Here is an 18,626-nt window from a genome sequence, read left to right on the forward strand (position 1 = left end):
TAAATTAACCCTGCTTCACCGCATCTTTTTTTGTTTGTTCATCAATCGGTTTGCCGGACCAGTAGCCCGCCAGCAGCGAGCCGGAGAGGTTGTGCCAGACGGAGAACAGCGCGCCAGGCAGGGCCGCCAGCGGGGAGAAGTAAATTTTACCAAGCGCCGCCGCCAGGCCGGAGTTCTGCATCCCTACCTCAATAGCCAGCGTGCGGCAGGTCGATTCGTCGAAGCCAAACAGTTTCCCGCCCCAGTAGCCGCCCAGCAGACCAATGGTGTTATGCAGCACCACCGCGACGATCACCACAAAGCCTACGGAAGCAATGTGCGAGGCGGAGCCCGCCACCACGGCGCTGATGATGGCCAGAATACAGACCATCGAAAATGCGGGCAGGTATGGCTCAACGGCCTTCACCACGCGCGGGAAAAGATGGTGAATGACCAGCCCCAGCGCAATCGGGATCACCACGATTTGCAGAATGCTCAGCAGCATGCCCATCACGTCCACCTGAATATGCGCATCCACGTACAGGCGGGTTAACAGCGGCGTGGCAATCACGCCCACCAGCGTAGAGACGGACGAGATAGTGACGGAGAGCGCCACGTCACCTTTCGCCAGATAGATCATGACGTTGGACGCCGTGCCGCTGGCCACGCTGCCCACCAGCACCATCCCGGCGGAAAGGTCGGGCGGCATCTTAAAGGCCATCGCCAGCAGCCACGCCGCGAGCGGCATCACCAGGTAGTGCAGAAATATTCCTGCCGCGACGGGCGCAGGGCGAGACAGCACGCGTTTGAAGTCGTCGACTTTCAGATGCACGCCCATACCGAACATGATCAGCATCAGCAACGTGGTGACCCACGGACCAATACCGGTGAACGTGGTGGGCGTGTAATACGCGAGTACGGAGAGCAGCAGCGCCCATAACGGGAACAGCCGCGTAATAGCGGATAACATAGTGGATTCCTTGCAGTATTGTCGTGTTGTTTAGTTATAAAAAAGCCGGGTCTGTGCCCGGCTTATAGGTATTGTTTATCGTGCTAACGAATTTTATTCAAACAAATTCTGATGAAGTTTCTGCACGACCTGCTCGGCCTGATCGGCAGGCACCAGGAAGCAGAGGTTATAGCTGGACGCGCCGTAGCAGATCATGCGGATGCTGAACGGGTCGAGCACGCCAAACACCTCTTTGCCCACGCCGCAGGCGCGTGACAGCTTGTTACCGATGATGGCAACCAGCGCCAGGTCTTCTTCGACTTCCACGCGGCACAGCTCAGACAGCTCAATCAGCAGCGACTGCGTCAGCAGGGTATCACCGGTTGAGGTAGAGCCCGTGGTGTCCAACGTCAGCGCAATGCTCACTTCAGAGGTGGTGATCAGATCCACGGAGATGTTGTGGCGCGCCAGAATGCCAAACACTTCCGCCAGGAAACCGCGGGAGTGCAGCATATTGTGGCTGTGCAGCGTCACCAGCGTCTGGCGACGGCGCAGGGCCAGGGCGCGGAACAGCGGCGGGTTTTCCGTTTTCTTGCAGACCAGCGTCCCGCCCGCTTTCGGATCTTTACTCGAGCCGACGAAGACCGGAATATCGCTACGTACGGCTGGCAAAAGGGTTGCCGGATGCAGCACTTTCGCACCGAAGGTGGCCATTTCCGCCGCTTCTTCAAACGCGATCACATCAATACGTTTCGCCGCAGAAACGACACGCGGGTCAGTGGTGTAAATACCCGGAACGTCAGTCCAGATATCGACGCGCGTGGCATGCAGGGCCTCGCCCAGCAGCGCGGCGGTGTAGTCGCTGCCGCCACGGCCAAGCGTGGTCGTGCGGCCTTTCGCTTCACTGCCGATAAAGCCCTGAGTGATCACGATACCGTCTGCCAGACGCGGGGCCAGCTGCTGATTGGTCAGCTCGGCCAGTGCTTCAACGTCCGGCTCGGCGCGACCAAAGCGGTCGCTGGTGCGCATCACTTTTCGCACGTCAAACCACTGCGCCTGAATGTTACGCTCGCGCATGATTTCAACAAACAGCAGGGTGGACATCAGCTCGCCGTGGCTGACCAGCTCGTCGGTCAGGGCGGTGGAGGTGGCCAGAGAGGCGGCTTCTGCCAGGGTAGTGATATTTTCCAGCAGACGTTCCACTTCCTCGCGGATGACGTTCGGGTTCTGCAGACGCTCAAGAATGTCGAACTGAATTTTGCGCAGTGCATCCAGCTTCACGAAACGTTCTGTCGCTTCCAGTCCTTCAGACAGAGAAACCAGCAGGTTCGTCACGCCGGCAGATGCAGACAGCACCACCAGGCGGGTATTCGGATCGGCCAGCACCACATCGGCGCTGCGGTTCATGGCATCGTAATCGGCCACACTGGTGCCGCCAAACTTGGCGACCACAAAACTCGTCATAACAACCTCGTGTCAGGGAATGAATAAGCGACCTTGGCACAAGAGTGAAACGAAAACAGGTGCAGGCGCAAAATACGGCCCTATAAATAAAATGCGGGGGAGGTCCTGTCAATGCTGGGATTATGCGGATTTTTTATGGGGGGGTACCCCTGAGAAACAGGACTTATAACAGAGCCAGATTTTATGCTCCGTTTTAGGGCATTTTGACCGACATTTCGCCGCCCCGGGAGGGCGTTTCAGCAGCTATACTTTTCGGGTCTTTTCACCTGCGTTTGATGCAGGCCAGGGCAATGGCATAAAAACCATCACAATTTTTATTTGCAGGCGCTACAATCGACCGCAGTCACAATTCTCAAATCAGAAGAGTATTGCTAATGAAAAACATCAACCCAACGCAGACCGCTGCCTGGCAGGCACTCCAGAAACATTTTGATGAAATGAAAGACGTCACCATCGCGGATCTGTTCGCGAAAGATGCCGATCGTTTCAACAAGTTCTCCGCGACCTTCGACGACCTGATGCTGGTGGATTTCTCTAAAAACCGCATTACCGAAGAGACGCTGGCTAAACTGCAGGATCTGGCGAAAGAAACTGCGCTGGCCGACGCCATCAAATCCATGTTCTCCGGTGAGAAGATCAACCGCACCGAAGACCGTGCCGTGCTGCACGTCGCTCTGCGTAACCGTAGCAATACGCCAATCATCGTTGACGGCAAAGACGTCATGCCGGAAGTGAACGCGGTGCTGGAAAAGATGAAAACCTTCTCCGAAGCGATCATCTCCGGTAGCTGGAAAGGCTACACCGGCAAAGCGATCACCGACGTGGTAAACATCGGTATCGGCGGTTCTGACCTCGGTCCGTTCATGGTGACCGAAGCGCTGCGCCCGTACAAAAACCACCTCAATATGCACTTTGTGTCTAACGTCGATGGTACCCACATCGCCGAAGTGCTGAAGAACGTGAACCCGGAAACCACCCTGTTCCTGGTTGCGTCTAAAACCTTTACCACCCAGGAAACCATGACCAACGCCCACAGCGCGCGCGACTGGTTTCTGAAAACGGCTGGCGATAACAAGCACGTGGCGAAACACTTCGCGGCGTTGTCTACCAACGGTAAAGCCGTCAGCGAGTTCGGCATTGATACCGCGAACATGTTCGAGTTCTGGGACTGGGTTGGCGGCCGCTACTCCCTGTGGTCTGCGATCGGCCTGTCCATCATCCTGTCCGTGGGCTTCGACAACTTCGTTGAGCTGCTCTCCGGCGCGCACGCGATGGATAAACACTTCTCCACCACCGCACCAGAGAAAAACCTGCCGGTGCTGCTGGCGCTGATCGGTATCTGGTACAACAACTTCTTCGGCGCTGAAACCGAAGCGATCCTGCCGTACGACCAGTATATGCACCGCTTTGCGGCCTACTTCCAGCAGGGCAACATGGAATCCAACGGTAAATATGTTGACCGTAACGGCAACGCGGTGGACTACCAGACTGGCCCAATCATCTGGGGCGAGCCGGGCACCAACGGTCAGCATGCCTTCTACCAGCTGATTCACCAGGGCACCAAAATGGTACCGTGCGATTTCATCGCCCCGGCTATTACCCATAACCCGCTGTCCGACCACCATCCGAAGCTGCTGTCCAACTTCTTCGCACAGACCGAAGCGCTGGCGTTTGGTAAATCCCGCGAGGTGGTTGAGCAGGAATACCGTGACCAGGGTAAAGACCCGGCCACGCTGGACCACGTGGTGCCGTTCAAAGTGTTCGAAGGCAACCGTCCAACCAACTCCATCCTGCTGCGCGAAATCACGCCGTTCAGCCTGGGTGCGCTGATCGCCCTTTATGAACATAAAATCTTCACGCAGGGCGCGATCCTGAACATCTTCACCTTTGACCAGTGGGGCGTTGAGCTGGGCAAACAGCTGGCAAACCGTATTCTGCCTGAGCTGGGTGATGATAAAGCGATTACCAGCCATGACAGCTCAACAAATGGTTTGATCAACCGTTATAAAGCATGGCGTGCGTAATTAAAACGTCATGAAAACGTGCCGGCGAAATGCCGGCATTTTTTTATCGGATAATTCCTGATGTCTGTTAGTTAACTCAAATTCTGGTTCTGAGTTTAATCCGAAAAAGACGGTTAACCCGTTAATTGCTGCGGTTTATTTTAAGAAAATACGCAGTAGTCCATTAATGTATTTATATTATAACTTATTGATTTTTATAAATTATATATTTATGAAATTTGTCTTTCATTTCCATTTTAACCATTAGTCCGAAAACCCTCTCCCTATTTCCCCTTACGGCAAACCCACGGCAGTAGTTGTGTATACTCGATTCCGCCTGAAATTCTTTTCGGGCAAATCTCCATTCATTCATTGAAGGGAAATTGTTATGAAGAAAGTACTGTATGGCATTTTTGCCATATCTGCGCTTGCGGCGACATCTGTCTATGCAGCTCCGGTTCAGGTCGGGGAAGCGGCAGGTTCGGCTGCGACGTCTGCGTCTGCGGGAAGTTCTACCGCAGCCAGCGCCAGCACCGTAAGTTCAGCCGTGGGTGTCGCGCTGGCGGCAACCGGTGGCGGTGATGGCTCCAACACCGGAACCACGACCACCACGACAACCAGCACCCAGTAATAGCGGGTGTTTTAATCATAACCACACTTCGGTGTGGTTATTTCGCCCCTTCGGAGAAGAGTCGTGAAGCGACCTGCAATCATTCTGATTTGCCTGCTGCTGCAGGCGTGCTCGGCCACCACTAAAGGGCTGGGAAACTCACTGTGGGAAAGCCTGTTCGGCACACCGGGCGTGCATCTTACCGATGACGAACTTCAGAACATGCCCTATGCCAGTCAGTACATGCAGCTTAACGATGGCCCGCAACTGTTTGTGGTGCTCGCTTTCGATGAAAACGGGCAGCAGAAATGGGTGACGCAGGATCAGGCCACCATCGTGACGCAGCATGGCCGTATCGTGAAAACCCTGCTGGGCGGCGATAACCTGCTGGAGGTGAATAATATCGCCGACGACCCGCTGATCAAGCCGAACCAGATCGCCGACGGCGCAGGCTGGACGCGCACGATGGGCTGGACCGAACACAAGCAGGTGCGTTACGCCACGGCACGCTCGACCTTCCGCTGGGACGGCACCGACAGCGTGAAAGTCGGCAGCGACGAAACGCAGGTTCGCGTGCTGGATGAAGAGGTCACCACCGACCAGGCCACCTGGCACAACCGCTTCTGGATCGACGAGGAAGGGCAGATCCGTCAGTCCTTACAGTATCTCGGTGCCGGATTCTTCCCGGTCAAAACCACCCTGATCAAGGCGGCGAAATCATGAAAACGCTCATTCACGTTGCGCTTATCGCCAGTTTTGCCGCGCCGCTGGCATGGTCCGCCGGGACGGTAAAGGTCTACACGCCGGACAGTGAAAAACCCAAAACCTTAACCCACGCCGAGCATCTGCTCGATCTCGTCGGACAGCCAAGGCTCGCCAACAGCTGGTGGCCGGGCGCGGTCATCGCTGAACGGCAGAAGACCGCTGAAGCGGAACAACAGCACAAGGCGCTCCTTGCGAGGCTGACGGGACTCGCGGAGCAGGAAGATGGCGACGACGCGGCGGCCGTTAACAGCGTCCGTCAGCAGCTGCAGGCGCTGAAGGTGACGGGCCGTCAGAACGTCAATCTTGACCCGGATGACGTGCGCGTCACGGAAAACGGCAATCCGACGCTGGAAGGAGACTATACACTCTGGCTGCCGGCGAAGCCGACGACGGTGACCGTGATGGGGCTTATCAGCAGCCCGGGTAAAAAGCCCTTTACCCCCGGTCGTGACGTGGCGAGCTACCTCGACGAGCAGAGCCTGCTGAGCGGTGCCGATAACAGCTACGCCTGGGTGGTTTACCCTGACGGCCACACGCAAAAAGCTCCCGTCGCTTACTGGAATAAACGGCATATCGAACCCATGCCGGGCAGCATTATTTTTGTCGGTTTTGCCGACCATTTCTGGACGAAGGCGTATGACGGGCTTAACGCCGATATCCTTCACTCCCTGATTCAGCGGATACCGGAATAATGAAAAGAACTTATCTCTACAGCATGCTGGCGCTCTGCGTGAGTGCCGCCTGCCATGCAGAAACGTATCCGGCACCCATTGGCCCGTCTCAGTCAGACTTCGGCGGCGTCGGTTTACTGCAAACGCCCACCGCGCGTATGGCGCGCGAGGGGGAAATTAGCCTTAACTACCGTGATAACGACCAGTATCGCTACTACTCGGCGTCGGTGCAGCTGTTCCCGTGGCTTGAAACCACGCTGCGCTATACCGACGTGCGGACGAAACAATACAGCAGCGTCGAGGCGTTCTCAGGCGATCAGACCTACAAAGATAAAGCCTTCGACGTCAAGCTGCGCCTGTGGGAAGAGAGCTACTGGATGCCGCAGGTCTCAGTGGGTGCCAAAGATATCGGCGGTACCGGCCTGTTTGACGCGGAATACATCGTGGCCAGCAAGGCCTGGGGGCCGTTCGACTTCTCACTCGGGATGGGATGGGGCTATCTCGGCACCAGCGGCAACGTGAAAAACCCGTTTTGCTCCTACAGCGATAAATACTGCTATCGCGATAACAGCTACCAGAAAGCGGGCTCCATCAACGGCGACCAGATGTTCCACGGCCCGGCGTCGCTGTTTGGCGGTGTAGAGTATCAAACACCCTGGCAGCCATTACGCCTGAAGCTGGAGTATGAAGGGAATGACTACTCGCAGGACTTCGCCGGGAAGATTGAGCAGAAGAGCAAGTTTAACGTCGGCGCCATTTATCGCGTCACCGACTGGGCCGACGTTAACCTCAGCTACGAGCGCGGCAATACGGTGATGTTTGGCTTCACGCTACGCACCAACTTTAACGACATGCGGCCGCACTACAATGATAACGCGCGGCCTGCATACCAGCCGGAGCCGCAGGATGCGATTCTGCAGCACTCTGTGGTGGCAAACCAGCTGACGCTGCTGAAATACAATGCCGGTCTGGCGGATCCGAAAATTCAGGTGAAAGGCGATACGCTGTACGTGACCGGCGAGCAGGTGAAATACCGCGACTCGCGCGAAGGGATCGAACGCGCCAACCGGATCGTTATGAACGATCTCCCGGACGGGATCCGCACGATCCGCGTGACGGAGAATCGTCTCAACCTGCCGCAGGTGACGACGGAAACGGACGTTGCCAGCCTTAAGCGCCACCTGGAAGGCGAACCGCTCGGGCATGAAACCGAGCTGGTGCAAAAACGCGTAGAGCCGATCGTGCCGGAGACCACCGAGCAGGGCTGGTATATCGACAAGTCGCGCTTCGATTTCCATATCGATCCGGTGTTGAACCAGTCCGTCGGCGGGCCGGAAAACTTCTACATGTATCAGCTGGGCGTCATGGCGACGGCGGATCTGTGGCTTACCGACCACCTGCTGACCACCGGCAGCCTGTTTGGCAACATCGCTAACAACTACGACAAGTTCAACTATACCAACCCGCCAAAAGACTCACAGCTGCCGCGCGTGCGTACCCGCGTGCGTGAGTACGTGCAGAACGATGCCTATGTGAATAACCTGCAGGCCAACTATTTCCAGTACTTCGGCAACGGCTTCTACGGCCAGGTGTACGGCGGGTATCTGGAAACCATGTACGGCGGCGCGGGGGCGGAAGTGCTTTATCGTCCTGTCGACAGCAACTGGGCGTTCGGGGTTGATGCCAACTACGTCAAGCAGCGTGACTGGCGCAGCGCCCAGGACATGATGAAGTTCACCGACTACAGCGTCAAAACCGGTCACCTGACCGCCTACTGGACGCCGTCGTTCGCACCTGACGTGCTGGTGAAAGCCAGCGTCGGCCAGTACCTGGCGGGCGATAAGGGCGGCACGCTGGACATCTCCAAACACTTCGACAGCGGCGTCGTGGTGGGCGGCTACGCCACCATCACCAATGTCTCGCCGGACGAATATGGGGAAGGGGACTTCACCAAAGGGGTTTACGTGTCGATTCCGCTGGATCTGTTCTCGTCAGGCCCAACCCGCAGCCGTGCGGCCATCGGCTGGACGCCGCTGACGCGCGACGGGGGTCAGCAGCTTGGACGTAAGTTCCAGCTGTACGACATGACCAGCGACAAGAACATTAACTTCCGCTGATGCCCCTCACCCTAACCCTCTCCCCAAAGGGGAGAGGGGATCGCTCGGTGCTGTCTTTTCCCCCTCGCCCCTTTGGGGAGAGGGCCGGGGTGAGGGGAATCCTCTCCGGTGCGCTAAACATAAACAAAAAATATAGATCTCCGTCACATTTTTGCGTTATACAGAAACCTCGCCCTGGAGAATGAGGTGCTGTATGACATCCCTGACTCGCCCGCGCGTTGAGTTTATCTCAACTATCCTCCAGACCGTGCTGAACCTCGGTCTGTTGAGCCTTGGCCTGATACTGGTCGTCTTTTTGGGTAAAGAGACGGTGCATCTGGCGGATGTACTGTTTGCCCCTGAACAAACCAGCAAATATGCGCTGGTGGAAGGCCTGGTGGTCTACTTTCTCTACTTTGAATTTATCGCCCTGATTGTGAAGTACTTTCAGTCCGGCTTTCACTTCCCGCTGCGTTATTTTGTCTACATTGGGATCACCGCGATTGTGCGGCTGATCATCGTCGATCATAAATCCCCGCTCGACGTGCTGATCTACTCGGCAGCGATCCTGCTGCTGGTGATCACCCTCTGGCTGTGTAACTCGAAGCGGCTGAAACGGGAATAAAAAAATGGCGGCCCGGAGGCCGCCTAACAACAGTCACAAGTTGGGTCAATACAATACGTCTAAAGTTGAGGGTTGCAGTGGCATAACAAAATGAAACTTAACCTTTCACACCGCCCGCCGTCAGGCCATTGACCAGCCAGCGCTGCGCCAGCAAGAACACCACGGTAATCGGGATGGCGGAAAGTACGGCCGCCGCGGCAAAGTCACCCCACAGGTAGTTTTGCGGGTTGAGGTATTGCTGCATACCCACGGCCAGGGTGTAGCTGTTCACATCACGCAGTAACAGTGAGGCAACCGGTACTTCGGTGATCGCAGCGATAAACGACAGGATAAACACCACCGCCAGAATCGGCACCGACAGCGGCAGCAGCACCAGGCGGAACGCCTGCCACGGGGTAGCCCCATCCAGCGCGGCCGCTTCTTCCAGCGAGCCGTCGATGGTTTCGAAATAGCCTTTAATGGTCCATACATGCAGTGCGATACCGCCAAGGTAGGCGAAGATCACGCCGCCGTGGGTGTTCAGACCGATAAACGGTACGTACTGACCCAGGCGGTCAAACAGGGCGTACAGCGCCACCAGCGACAGCACCGCCGGGAACATCTGGAAAATCAGCATCCCTTTCAGCAGCGTCGCTTTGCCCGGGAAACGCATACGAGCAAAGGCGTAAGCGCAGGTGGTGGACAGCGCCACGATACCGATCGCGGTAATGCCTGCGATTTTCACCGAGTTCCACAGCCACAGCAGCACCGGGAACGGCGGCGGCGTGACGCGGCCATCCGCGTGCTCCACGCTGAAGCCCAGCGCGAGCTTCCAGTGCTCCCAGGAGATTTCGTCCGGGATCAGGCTCCCGGTGGCGAAGTTACCCGAACGCAGGGAGATGGCGATAACCATCAGCAGCGGGAACATGATCGCCGCGATGAAAATCAGTAGGCCTAAGTGCGTCGCCAGGAGGCGCAGCTTCTGAGATTTGGGTTGTACCATTGCCATGATCGATGCCCTCCTTAGTCAAATTTCATACGTGTGGCTTTCAGGTTCACAATCGCCAGTGCGCCTACCAGCAGGAAGATCAGGGTGGCAATCGCCGCCGCCAGACCGAAGTCCTGACCGCCGCCGCCTTCGAAGGCGATACGGTAGGTGTAGCTCACGAGCAGGTCGGTATAACCTGCCGGCGTCGTGGTGCCAAGGCGATCCGGACCACCGTTGGTCAACAGCTGAATCAGCACGAAGTTGTTAAAGTTAAAGGCGAAGCTGGCAATCATCAGCGGGGTGAGCGGCTTGATGAGCAGCGGCAGCGTAATCTTAAAGAAGTTCTGGAACGGGCCCGCGCCGTCCATCGCCGAGGCTTCGTACAGATCGTCCGGGATGGCCTTCAGCAGGCCCATGCACAGGATCATCATGTACGGATAGCCCAGCCAGGTATTGACGATGATGATCATCGAGCGGGCGGTGGTCGGGTCGCTGAACCAGGCCGGTTTGATGCCAAACAGCGCGCTCAACATCATGTTGATTTCACCGAAGCTCTGGTTAAACAGCCCTTTGAAAATCAGAATCGAGATAAACGACGGCACGGCATACGGCAGAATCAGCAGCACGCGGTAAATCGCTTTGCCCTTCAGGGATTCCCACTGGACGAGGCAGGCCAGCACCATACCCACGGCAACGGTCAGGATCACGGTCAGTACGGAGAAGACCACCGTCCAGACGAAGATGGCGAAGAACGGTTTCTGAATGCCTTCGTCAGTAAACACGCGGGTAAAGTTGTCCCAGCCGATGGTGACGGTATAGCCCGGGCTGAGTTTGTCATCACCCCATTTGCCGTCGGCAGTAATGGACTGATAGAAACCAATGTCGTTATTCGGACGATATTTCACGCCGCTCTGATTATTGGTCAGCGTGCCGTCATCCGCCAGAGTATAGAGCGGCTGCGTGCCGGAGAACTGGCGCAGCGAGCTCATCGTCACTTTGCTTTCGTCTGGCAGCACGGCGGTGAGCTGGGTCAGCGCCTGACGGTTCTGGGTAATGACGCGCAGGTTGGCACGTTCACCTTCCGGCAGGGCCTGTGCCTCTTTTAAGGCCAGCTTCTGCTCGCCGCCAAATTTGAACGCGTCGGAGACATAGTATTTGCTGCTTGCTTCGTCAGTAAGCGCTAACTTCCACTCGTTTCCGGCAGGATACAGGCCGAAGTTGAAGGTTTTACCCGCCTGATATGAGCGGTCCAGAAGCACCTGCTGCGCGCGTTCCTGTGCAAGCTGGTTGGTGCTGCTGTAGTTGGTGAACGCGATGGCGATGGTACAGATCAGCGGGAACAGGACAAACAGCCCCATCCCGGCCACGCCCGGGTAGACATAGCGCCAGGCATAGGCTTTACGATTAGCGAAAATATACAGGCCAGCAGAGCTTAAAATCAGCGTCATGATGGCGAACAGATATTCCCCTTGTACGTACATTAAAACAACAAGGTAACCCACCAGCAGGCACAGCAGACCGATCGCTGACCACTTCAGCGCGTCGCTTTGCCACCAGCGTTTCTTTTTAATGACATCCATGGGGTTCTTCCTCTACAACGGTGGAATCTTATCGTCAGGTGGCGCTGCGCTTACCTGACCTACGGATCGTGCCGTAGTCGTAGGGCGGGTAAGCGCACGCGCCACCCGCCGTTTTTCTGCTTACTTGGTGATACGACCCTGAGCATCTTTCAGCGCGGCATCGACAGTCTGACGACCGCTTGCAGCGTTGATAACCGCGGTACGGGTGGCGTACCAGAACGCGGCCATCTGTGGGATGTTCGGCATGATTTCGCCTTTCTGGGCGTTATCCATGGTGGCCGCGATACGTGGGTCTTTCGCCAGCTGATCCTGGAAGGATTTCAGCGCGACGGCGCCCAGCGGTTTGTCCTTGTTCACTTCATCCAGACCCTGATCGGTCAGCAGGTAGTTTTCCAGGAACTCTTTCGCCAGCTCTTTGTTCGGGCTGGCGGCGTTGATGCCCGCGCTCAGTACGCCAACGAACGGTTTAGACGGCTTGCCTTTGAAGGTTGGCAGCAGCGTCACGCCATAGTTGATTTTGCTCTTGTCGATGTTGGTCCAGGCCCACGGACCGTTGATGGTCATCGCGGTTTCGCCTTTGTTGAACGCCGCTTCCGCGATGGAGTAGTCGGTATCCGCGTTCATGTGTTTGTTCTTGATCAGATCCACCAGGAAGGTCAGACCCGCTTTCGCGCCTGCGTTGTCCACGCCCACGTCTTTCACGTCATACTTGCCGTTTTCAAACTTGAACGCGTAACCGCCGTCGGCAGCAATCAGCGGCCAGGTGAAGTACGGCTCTTGCAGGTTGAACATCAGGGCGGATTTACCTTTCGCCTTCAGCTCTTTATCCAGTTTCGGGATCTCTTCCCAGGTCTTCGGCGGGTTTGGTACCAGGTCTTTGTTGTAAATCAGAGACAGGGCTTCAACCGCGATTGGGTAAGCGATCAGCTTGCCGTTATAGCGAACGGCGTCCCAGGTGAACGGGAACAGTTTGTCCTGGAAGGCTTTGTCTGGCGTCACTTCAGCCAGCAGGCCAGACTGCGCGTAACCCCCGAAACGGTCATGCGCCCAGAAGATGATGTCCGGGCCATCGCCGGTTGCGGCAACCTGCGGGAATTTCTCTTCCAGTTTGTCCGGGTGCTCTACGGTCACTTTGATGCCGGTATCTTTCTCGAATTTTTTGCCCACTTCGGCCAGGCCGTTATAGCCTTTGTCGCCGTTAATCCAGATAACCAGTTTGCCTTCTTCAATTTTGGCGAGCGCCGGTGCGGAAATCATCATTGCTGCGAGGGCGGACAATGCGAAAACGCGTGCGCCAGTCTTGATATTCATAGCTGCCATCCTTTTTGGTGATGTCTCGTGGTATGACTTCAGTGGTTCAACGTGTCTCAGTCTCCTTATTTGACATCCTCTTTCCATCCTCCCAACCCCTACGCCCCACCCCCCGTTTGTGTGATCTCCGTTGCATAAATTTAAGTTATGAGTGCTGGCGCACATAAAAACCCACCGAATTTTGCAGGCGGCTTCACGAATTTTGCCTCAGCCCTCCCGCAGCGGTCGCAGAGTCTGCTCCCTCATCCTCCCGCCTCCTCCCCCATAAAAAAGGCGGGGGGTGGAGGATTCGGGAAAGTAATGGATACCCCATAGTGAACTTATCTTGAATGTTTCTGTCGGTGACAGGTTGTAACGAAGGGAGAAGGGCATGGCGAGCGTACAGCTGCGTAATGTAACGAAAGCCTGGGGTGACGTTGTGGTGTCGAAAGACATCAATCTGGACATCAACGAAGGCGAATTCGTGGTGTTTGTTGGCCCATCAGGCTGTGGTAAATCTACTCTGCTGCGTATGATTGCCGGTCTTGAAACCATCACCAGCGGCGACCTGCTGATCGGTGATACCCGAATGAACGACATCCCGCCTGCCGAACGTGGCGTCGGTATGGTGTTCCAGTCTTATGCTCTCTATCCCCATCTTTCCGTTGCCGAGAACATGTCCTTTGGCCTGAAGCTGGCCGGCGCGAAGAAAGAGGTCATTAACCAGCGCGTGACGCAGGTGGCGGAAGTGTTACAGCTGGCGCACCTGCTGGAGCGTAAGCCGAAAGCGCTCTCCGGTGGCCAGCGTCAGCGTGTGGCGATTGGCCGTACGCTGGTGGCCGAACCGCGCGTGTTCCTGCTTGATGAACCTCTCTCTAACCTGGATGCCGCCCTGCGCGTCCAGATGCGTATTGAAATCTCCCGTCTGCACAAGCGTCTTGGCCGCACGATGATTTACGTCACCCATGATCAGGTGGAAGCGATGACCCTCGCCGACAAAATCGTGGTGCTGGATGCCGGTCGCGTGGCGCAGGTGGGCAAACCGCTGGAGCTGTACCACTACCCGGCAGACCGCTTTGTTGCGGGCTTCATTGGCTCGCCAAAGATGAACTTCCTGCCCGTCAAAGTGACCGCGACAGCGATTGAACAGGTACAGGTGGAGCTGCCAAACCGCCAGCAGGTCTGGCTACCGGTCGACAGCGCCAACGTACAGGTCGGGGCAAACATGTCCCTCGGTATTCGTCCTGAGCACCTGCTGCCGAGCCACATCGCCGATGTGACCCTGGAAGGTGACGTTCAGGTCGTCGAACAGCTTGGTCACGAAACACAGATTCATATCCAGATCCCCGCCATCCGTCAGAACCTGGTCTACCGCCAGAACGACGTGGTGTTGGTAGAAGAGGGTGCCAGATTCGCTATCGGCTTGCCGCCAGAGCGTTGCCATCTGTTCCGTGAGGATGGCACTGCATGTCGTCGGTTGCACAAAGAGCCAGGCGTTTAAGCAATCCCAAAAGAAGACACGAAACCGACAGGTGAAGTGTTCAAAGAAAAGCAATGATCTCAGGAGATAGAATGATGATTACTCTGCGCAAACTTCCTCTGGCAGTTGCCGTCGCAGCGGGCGTAATGTCTGCTCAGGCAATGGCCGTGGATTTCCATGGTTATGCTCGTTCCGGTATTGGCTGGACGGGGAGTGGTGGTCAACAGCAGTGCTTCCAGGCAACCGGTGCTCAAAGTAAATACCGTCTGGGTAACGAATGTGAAACCTATGCGGAACTGAAGCTGGGTCAGGAAGTGTGGAAAGAAGGCGATAAAAGCTTCTATTTTGACACTAACGTAGCTTATTCAGTTAACCAGGAAAACGACTGGGAAGCCACCAGCCCAGCTTTCCGTGAAGCTAACGTGCAGGGTAAAAACCTGATTGAATGGTTGCCAGGTTCTACCATCTGGGCCGGTAAGCGCTTCTATCAGCGTCATGACGTCCATATGATCGACTTCTACTACTGGGATATTTCAGGGCCTGGTGCAGGTCTTGAAAACATCGATCTTGGCTTCGGTAAACTGTCTTTAGCGGCGACACGCTCCACTGAAACAGGCGGCTCTGCTACCTTTGGTAGCGACAGCATTTATGATTACAACCAAAAAACGGCGAATGATGTTTTCGATGTTCGTTTAGCTCAGATGGAAATCAACCCAGGGGGTACGCTGGAACTGGGCGTTGACTACGGTCGTGCTAACCCACGTGATGATTATCGTTTGGTTGACGGCGCGTCTAAAGATGGTTGGATGTTCACTGCTGAACATACTCAGAGCATGCTGAAGGGCTATAACAAATTTGTGGTTCAGTATGCGACCGATTCAATGACTTCTCAGGGTAAAGGCCTGTCTCAAGGTTCTGGGGTAGGTATCGATCCTAACTCACATTTCGCCTATGACATCAACAATAACGGTAGCCTGCTGCGTATCCTGGATCATGGTGCAATCTCTTTGGGCGATCGTTGGGACCTGATGTACGTTGGTATGTATCAGGATATCGACTGGGATAATAATAACGGCACCAAATGGTGGACCGTGGGCGTTCGTCCAATGTTCAAATGGACGCCAATCATGAGTACCTTGCTGGAAGTGGGTTACGACAACGTCAAATCCCAGGAAACTGGCGAAACCAACAACCAGTACAAAATCACCCTGGCGCAACAGTGGCAGGCAGGTGACAGCATCTGGTCACGTCCAGCAATCCGCGTCTTCGCAACTTATGCCAAGTGGGATGAAAAATGGGGCTACGACTACACCGGTAACCCTTCCAACAACGCGAACTTTGGTAAAGCAGTCAAAGATGGCTTTAACGGTGGTTCCTTCGGTCGCGGTGACAACGACGAGTGGTCCTTCGGCGCCCAGATGGAAATCTGGTGGTAATCCCGTCTTAATCTGACGTAATGACCAAACTGAGGGGCGCAAGCCCCTCAATCCTTGGGACGGCGCGCTATTGCCTGGCTACCGCTGACCTGTGCATTTTGAGGTGATAACAATGAAAATGAACAAAACTCTCCTTGCCCTTTGTTTATCCGCAGGGCTGCTGGCGAGCGCGCCTGCTGTAACGCTCGCTAATGTGAATTTCGTTCCGCAAAACACAACATCCGCGCCAGCCATACCGGCCGCAGCGTTGCAACAGCTGGTCTGGACGCCTGTCGATCAATCTAAAGCCCAAACGACCCAGCTCTCGACGGGGGGGCAACCACTTAATGTTCCGGGCATCAGTGGTCCGGTGGTTGCATACAGTGTGCCTGCAAACATTGGCGAACTGACGTTGACGCTCACAAGTGAAGTTAACAAGCAGACCAGCGTTTTTGCACCGAACGTGCTCATTCTTGACCAGAACATGACGCCTTCTGCGTTCTTCCCGAGCGAATACTTTACCTATCAGGAGCCTGGTGTCATGAGCGCAGACCGCCTCGAAGGGGTAATGCGACTGACGCCTGCGCTGGGTCAGCAGAAAATTTATGTACTCGTCTTCACCACGGAAAAAGATTTGCAGCAAACCACTACGCTGCTTGATCCCGCTAAGGCCTATGCCAAAGGCGTAGGTAACGCCGTGCCGGATATCCCGGACCCGATCGCCCGCCACACCACTGACGGTCTTGTGAAGCTGAAAGTGTCTACCAATAGTGCGTCCAGCGTCCTGGTCGGCCCACTGTTTGGCTCCTCCGGTACCGGACCTGTCACCGTAGGCAACACCGCTGCGCCTGCCTATACCGCGCCAGCTGCCACGGCAGCCGCACCGGTAGCGACCGCAGCACCGGCCCCGACGAAGAAAGCGGAGCCGGTACTGAACGACACCGAAGAATACTTCAACAACGCCATTAAGCAGGCGGTGAAGCGCGGCGATGTCGATAAAGCGCTGAAACTGCTTGATGAAGCCGAACGTTTAGGTTCAACCACTGCCCGTTCCACCTTTATCAGCAGTGTAAAAGGCAAGGGGTAACCGTTTCCCCGCAGTGCTGATTTGTTAGTCGTTTGGTGCGCCTGAGTGGGCGCACTTTTTTTCGTCTCCGCCAGGCTGTTGCACTCTTGTTGCGATCGTGATCGTTAAATAACGTTTGGCCCCCCTCAATCCGTGTTTCTGCGATACAATGCCATTACGTTATGTATCGGAGAGTCTGGCATGTCACACCCTGCGCTAACGCAACTGCGTGCGCTGCGCTATTTCGACCAAATACCTGCGCTTGAACCGCAGCAACTGGACTGGTTGCTGCTGGAAGATTCCATGACGAAACGTTTTGAGCAGCAGGGTAAAACGGTTACGGTGACCCTGATTCAGGAAGGGTTTGTCTCTGGCGATGAGATTGCCAGCGAGCTGCCGCTGCTGCCGCAAGAGCCACGTTACTGGCTGCGTGAAATTTTACTTTGTGCTGACGGCGAGCCGTGGCTTGCCGGGCGGACGGTGGTGCCCGAGTCCACCCTTTCCGGGCCCGAGCTGGCGCTGCAACGTCTGGGGAAAACGCCGCTGGGGCGTTACCTTTTCACCTCGTCTGAGCTTACCCGGGATTTTATTGAGATTGGTCGTGATGCCGAACTCTGGGGGCGTCGTTCCCGCCTTCGCCTGAGCGGTAAACCGTTAATTCTGACGGAGCTTTTTTTACCGGCATCACCGTTGTACTAAGAGGAAGAAAAAATGGAGTGGAGCCTGACGCAGAATAAGCTGCTGGCGTATCACCGCTTAATGCGTACCGATAAACCCATTGGCGCTTTACTGTTGCTGTGGCCGACCCTCTGGGCGCTGTGGCTCGCCACGCCGGGCGTGCCGCCGCTGTGGATCCTTGGCGTATTCGTTGCCGGCGTCTGGCTGATGCGTGCGGCGGGCTGCGTGGTGAATGACTATGCCGATCGTAAATTCGATGGTCATGTTAAGCGTACTGCCGGTCGTCCGTTACCCAGCGGGCAGGTGACCGGGAAAGAAGCCCGCGTGCTGTTTATTGTTCTGGTGCTGCTCTCTTTCCTGCTGGTGTTAACCCTCAACACCATGACCATCCTGCTTTCCGTTGCGGCGCTGGCTCTGGCCTGGGTGTATCCGTTTATGAAGCGCTATACCCATCTGCCGCAGGTGGTGCTGGGGGCGGCGTTTGGCTGGTCGATTCCGATGGCGTTTGCGGCGGTTAGTGAGTCCTTACCGCTCAGCTGCTGGCTGATGTTCCTGGCGAACATTCTCTGGGCCGTGGCGTATGACACCCAGTACGCGATGGTTGACCGCGACGATGATCTGAAAATTGGCATCAAATCAACCGCCATCCTCTTTGGCCGTCAGGACAAGCTGATCATCGGTATCCTGCAGGTTGCGGTACTGGCGCTGATGGTGGCGATTGGTCGCCTGAACGGGCTGAACTGGGAGTTCTACTGGTCAGTGCTGGTGGCGGGACTGCTGTTTGCGTACCAGCAAAAGCTGATTGCGAAGCGCGAACGCGACGCATGCTTCAAAGCGTTTATGAACAATAACTACGTCGGTCTGGTGCTGTTTTTAGGCCTGGCGATGAGCTACTTCATATAAAAAGCCGGGTGGCGGCTTCGCCTTACCCGGCCTACGATTTAGCAGGATATGTAGGCCCGGTAAGCGTCAGCGCCACCGGGCGTTT

16 protein-coding genes are annotated in these 18,626 nt (G+C 55.9%); 11 read left to right on the forward strand and 5 right to left on the reverse strand.

Annotated features, from left to right (window positions below; all coding sequences use genetic code 11):
* Window positions 1-4: 4 nt before the first annotated feature.
* Entirely contained in the window at window positions 5-949 is a 945-nt protein-coding gene (gene panS / locus GXP72_RS01350; RefSeq protein ID WP_048990573.1) for a ketopantoate/pantoate/pantothenate transporter PanS, read from the reverse strand.
* 93 nt (window positions 950-1,042) lie between these two features.
* Window positions 1,043-2,392: a lysine-sensitive aspartokinase 3 gene (gene lysC / locus GXP72_RS01355; RefSeq protein ID WP_023334126.1), complete on the reverse strand. Its 1,350-nt coding sequence runs from the start codon at window positions 2,390-2,392 to the stop codon at window positions 1,043-1,045.
* A gap of 374 nt (window positions 2,393-2,766) precedes the next feature.
* Between lysC and pgi the strand changes: the two genes are divergently transcribed.
* The 6 genes from pgi (at window position 2,767) to psiE (ending at window position 9,162) form a co-directional block, all read left to right on the forward strand.
* Entirely contained in the window at window positions 2,767-4,416 is a 1,650-nt protein-coding gene (gene pgi, locus GXP72_RS01360) for a glucose-6-phosphate isomerase (protein WP_208763403.1), read from the forward strand.
* A gap of 367 nt (window positions 4,417-4,783) precedes the next feature.
* The gene (gene yjbE / locus GXP72_RS01365) at window positions 4,784-5,026 is read left to right on the forward strand and encodes an exopolysaccharide production protein YjbE (RefSeq protein ID WP_008503423.1); all 243 of its coding nucleotides are present in this window, start codon (window positions 4,784-4,786) and stop codon (window positions 5,024-5,026) included.
* A 63-nt stretch (window positions 5,027-5,089) separates the two neighbouring features.
* A complete protein-coding gene (locus GXP72_RS01370; protein ID WP_024906676.1) occupies window positions 5,090-5,728 on the forward strand; it encodes a YjbF family lipoprotein in 639 nt (212 codons plus the stop codon).
* Window positions 5,725-6,462 carry a capsule biosynthesis GfcC D2 domain-containing protein gene (locus tag GXP72_RS01375; protein ID WP_208763404.1) on the forward strand — a complete coding sequence of 246 codons (738 nt, stop codon included), beginning with the start codon at window positions 5,725-5,727 and terminating at the stop codon, window positions 6,460-6,462. Before GXP72_RS01370 ends, GXP72_RS01375 begins: the two co-directional genes overlap by 4 nt.
* Entirely contained in the window at window positions 6,462-8,558 is a 2,097-nt protein-coding gene (locus GXP72_RS01380) for a YjbH domain-containing protein (RefSeq protein ID WP_024906678.1), read from the forward strand. The genes GXP72_RS01375 and GXP72_RS01380 overlap by 1 nt, the downstream gene beginning before the upstream one ends.
* 193 nt (window positions 8,559-8,751) lie before the next feature.
* A complete protein-coding gene (psiE, locus tag GXP72_RS01385; protein ID WP_000202963.1) occupies window positions 8,752-9,162 on the forward strand; it encodes a phosphate-starvation-inducible protein PsiE in 411 nt (136 codons plus the stop codon).
* A gap of 97 nt (window positions 9,163-9,259) precedes the next feature.
* Here psiE and malG read toward each other — a convergent pair whose 3' ends face one another.
* From malG to malE, 3 genes are all read right to left on the reverse strand, one after another.
* Complete coding sequence (malG, locus tag GXP72_RS01390) at window positions 9,260-10,150, reverse strand: maltose ABC transporter permease MalG (RefSeq protein ID WP_023310002.1); 891 nt, start codon at window positions 10,148-10,150, stop codon at window positions 9,260-9,262.
* Between the two features lie 14 nt (window positions 10,151-10,164).
* Window positions 10,165-11,709: a maltose ABC transporter permease MalF gene (malF, locus tag GXP72_RS01395; RefSeq protein WP_029740622.1), complete on the reverse strand. Its 1,545-nt coding sequence runs from the start codon at window positions 11,707-11,709 to the stop codon at window positions 10,165-10,167.
* A 120-nt stretch (window positions 11,710-11,829) separates the two neighbouring features.
* Window positions 11,830-13,020 (reverse strand): maltose/maltodextrin ABC transporter substrate-binding protein MalE, encoded by a 1,191-nt coding sequence (gene malE / locus GXP72_RS01400; protein ID WP_048990584.1) that lies wholly within the window; start codon window positions 13,018-13,020, stop codon window positions 11,830-11,832.
* A gap of 370 nt (window positions 13,021-13,390) precedes the next feature.
* On the opposite strand from malE, the gene malK reads away from it, so the two are divergent.
* The 5 genes from malK to ubiA all read left to right on the forward strand — a co-directional run bounded on the left by malK (window position 13,391) and on the right by ubiA (window position 18,541).
* A complete protein-coding gene (malK, locus tag GXP72_RS01405; protein WP_032650555.1) occupies window positions 13,391-14,500 on the forward strand; it encodes a maltose/maltodextrin ABC transporter ATP-binding protein MalK in 1,110 nt (369 codons plus the stop codon).
* 71 nt (window positions 14,501-14,571) lie between these two features.
* Entirely contained in the window at window positions 14,572-15,915 is a 1,344-nt protein-coding gene (locus GXP72_RS01410) for a maltoporin (RefSeq protein ID WP_208763405.1), read from the forward strand.
* Window positions 15,916-16,027: 112 nt separating this feature from the next.
* Window positions 16,028-16,981 (forward strand): maltose operon protein MalM, encoded by a 954-nt coding sequence (gene malM, locus GXP72_RS01415; protein ID WP_024906683.1) that lies wholly within the window; start codon window positions 16,028-16,030, stop codon window positions 16,979-16,981.
* A 180-nt stretch (window positions 16,982-17,161) separates the two neighbouring features.
* A complete protein-coding gene (ubiC, locus tag GXP72_RS01420) occupies window positions 17,162-17,659 on the forward strand; it encodes a chorismate lyase (RefSeq protein WP_024906684.1) in 498 nt (165 codons plus the stop codon).
* 12 nt (window positions 17,660-17,671) lie between these two features.
* On the forward strand, window positions 17,672-18,541 hold the full coding sequence (gene ubiA / locus GXP72_RS01425; RefSeq protein ID WP_024906685.1) for a 4-hydroxybenzoate octaprenyltransferase: 870 nt from the start codon (window positions 17,672-17,674) through the stop codon (window positions 18,539-18,541).
* The last annotated feature ends 85 nt before the right edge of the window (window positions 18,542-18,626 follow it).

The sequence above is a fragment of the Enterobacter sp. SES19 genome, assembly GCF_011765665.1.
In the GTDB taxonomy this organism is placed as follows: domain Bacteria; phylum Pseudomonadota; class Gammaproteobacteria; order Enterobacterales; family Enterobacteriaceae; genus Enterobacter; species Enterobacter pseudoroggenkampii.

Excerpts from the sequence above, each read along its gene's own strand:
- malM (WP_024906683.1), top strand. The coding sequence starts at position 16,028 with ATGAAAATGAACAAAACTCTCCTTGCCCTTTGTTTATCCGCAGGGCTG.
- lysC (WP_023334126.1), bottom strand. The coding sequence starts at position 2,392 with ATGACGAGTTTTGTGGTCGCCAAGTTTGGCGGCACCAGTGTGGCCGAT.
- malF (WP_029740622.1), bottom strand. The coding sequence starts at position 11,709 with ATGGATGTCATTAAAAAGAAACGCTGGTGGCAAAGCGACGCGCTGAAG.
- panS (WP_048990573.1), bottom strand. The coding sequence starts at position 949 with ATGTTATCCGCTATTACGCGGCTGTTCCCGTTATGGGCGCTGCTGCTC.
- psiE (WP_000202963.1), top strand. The coding sequence starts at position 8,752 with ATGACATCCCTGACTCGCCCGCGCGTTGAGTTTATCTCAACTATCCTC.
- GXP72_RS01380 (WP_024906678.1), top strand. The coding sequence starts at position 6,462 with ATGAAAAGAACTTATCTCTACAGCATGCTGGCGCTCTGCGTGAGTGCC.
- malE (WP_048990584.1), bottom strand. The coding sequence starts at position 13,020 with ATGAATATCAAGACTGGCGCACGCGTTTTCGCATTGTCCGCCCTCGCA.
- ubiA (WP_024906685.1), top strand. The coding sequence starts at position 17,672 with ATGGAGTGGAGCCTGACGCAGAATAAGCTGCTGGCGTATCACCGCTTA.
- malG (WP_023310002.1), bottom strand. The coding sequence starts at position 10,150 with ATGGCAATGGTACAACCCAAATCTCAGAAGCTGCGCCTCCTGGCGACG.
- pgi (WP_208763403.1), top strand. The coding sequence starts at position 2,767 with ATGAAAAACATCAACCCAACGCAGACCGCTGCCTGGCAGGCACTCCAG.
- ubiC (WP_024906684.1), top strand. The coding sequence starts at position 17,162 with ATGTCACACCCTGCGCTAACGCAACTGCGTGCGCTGCGCTATTTCGAC.
- GXP72_RS01410 (WP_208763405.1), top strand. The coding sequence starts at position 14,572 with ATGATGATTACTCTGCGCAAACTTCCTCTGGCAGTTGCCGTCGCAGCG.
- yjbE (WP_008503423.1), top strand. The coding sequence starts at position 4,784 with ATGAAGAAAGTACTGTATGGCATTTTTGCCATATCTGCGCTTGCGGCG.
- malK (WP_032650555.1), top strand. The coding sequence starts at position 13,391 with ATGGCGAGCGTACAGCTGCGTAATGTAACGAAAGCCTGGGGTGACGTT.
- GXP72_RS01375 (WP_208763404.1), top strand. The coding sequence starts at position 5,725 with ATGAAAACGCTCATTCACGTTGCGCTTATCGCCAGTTTTGCCGCGCCG.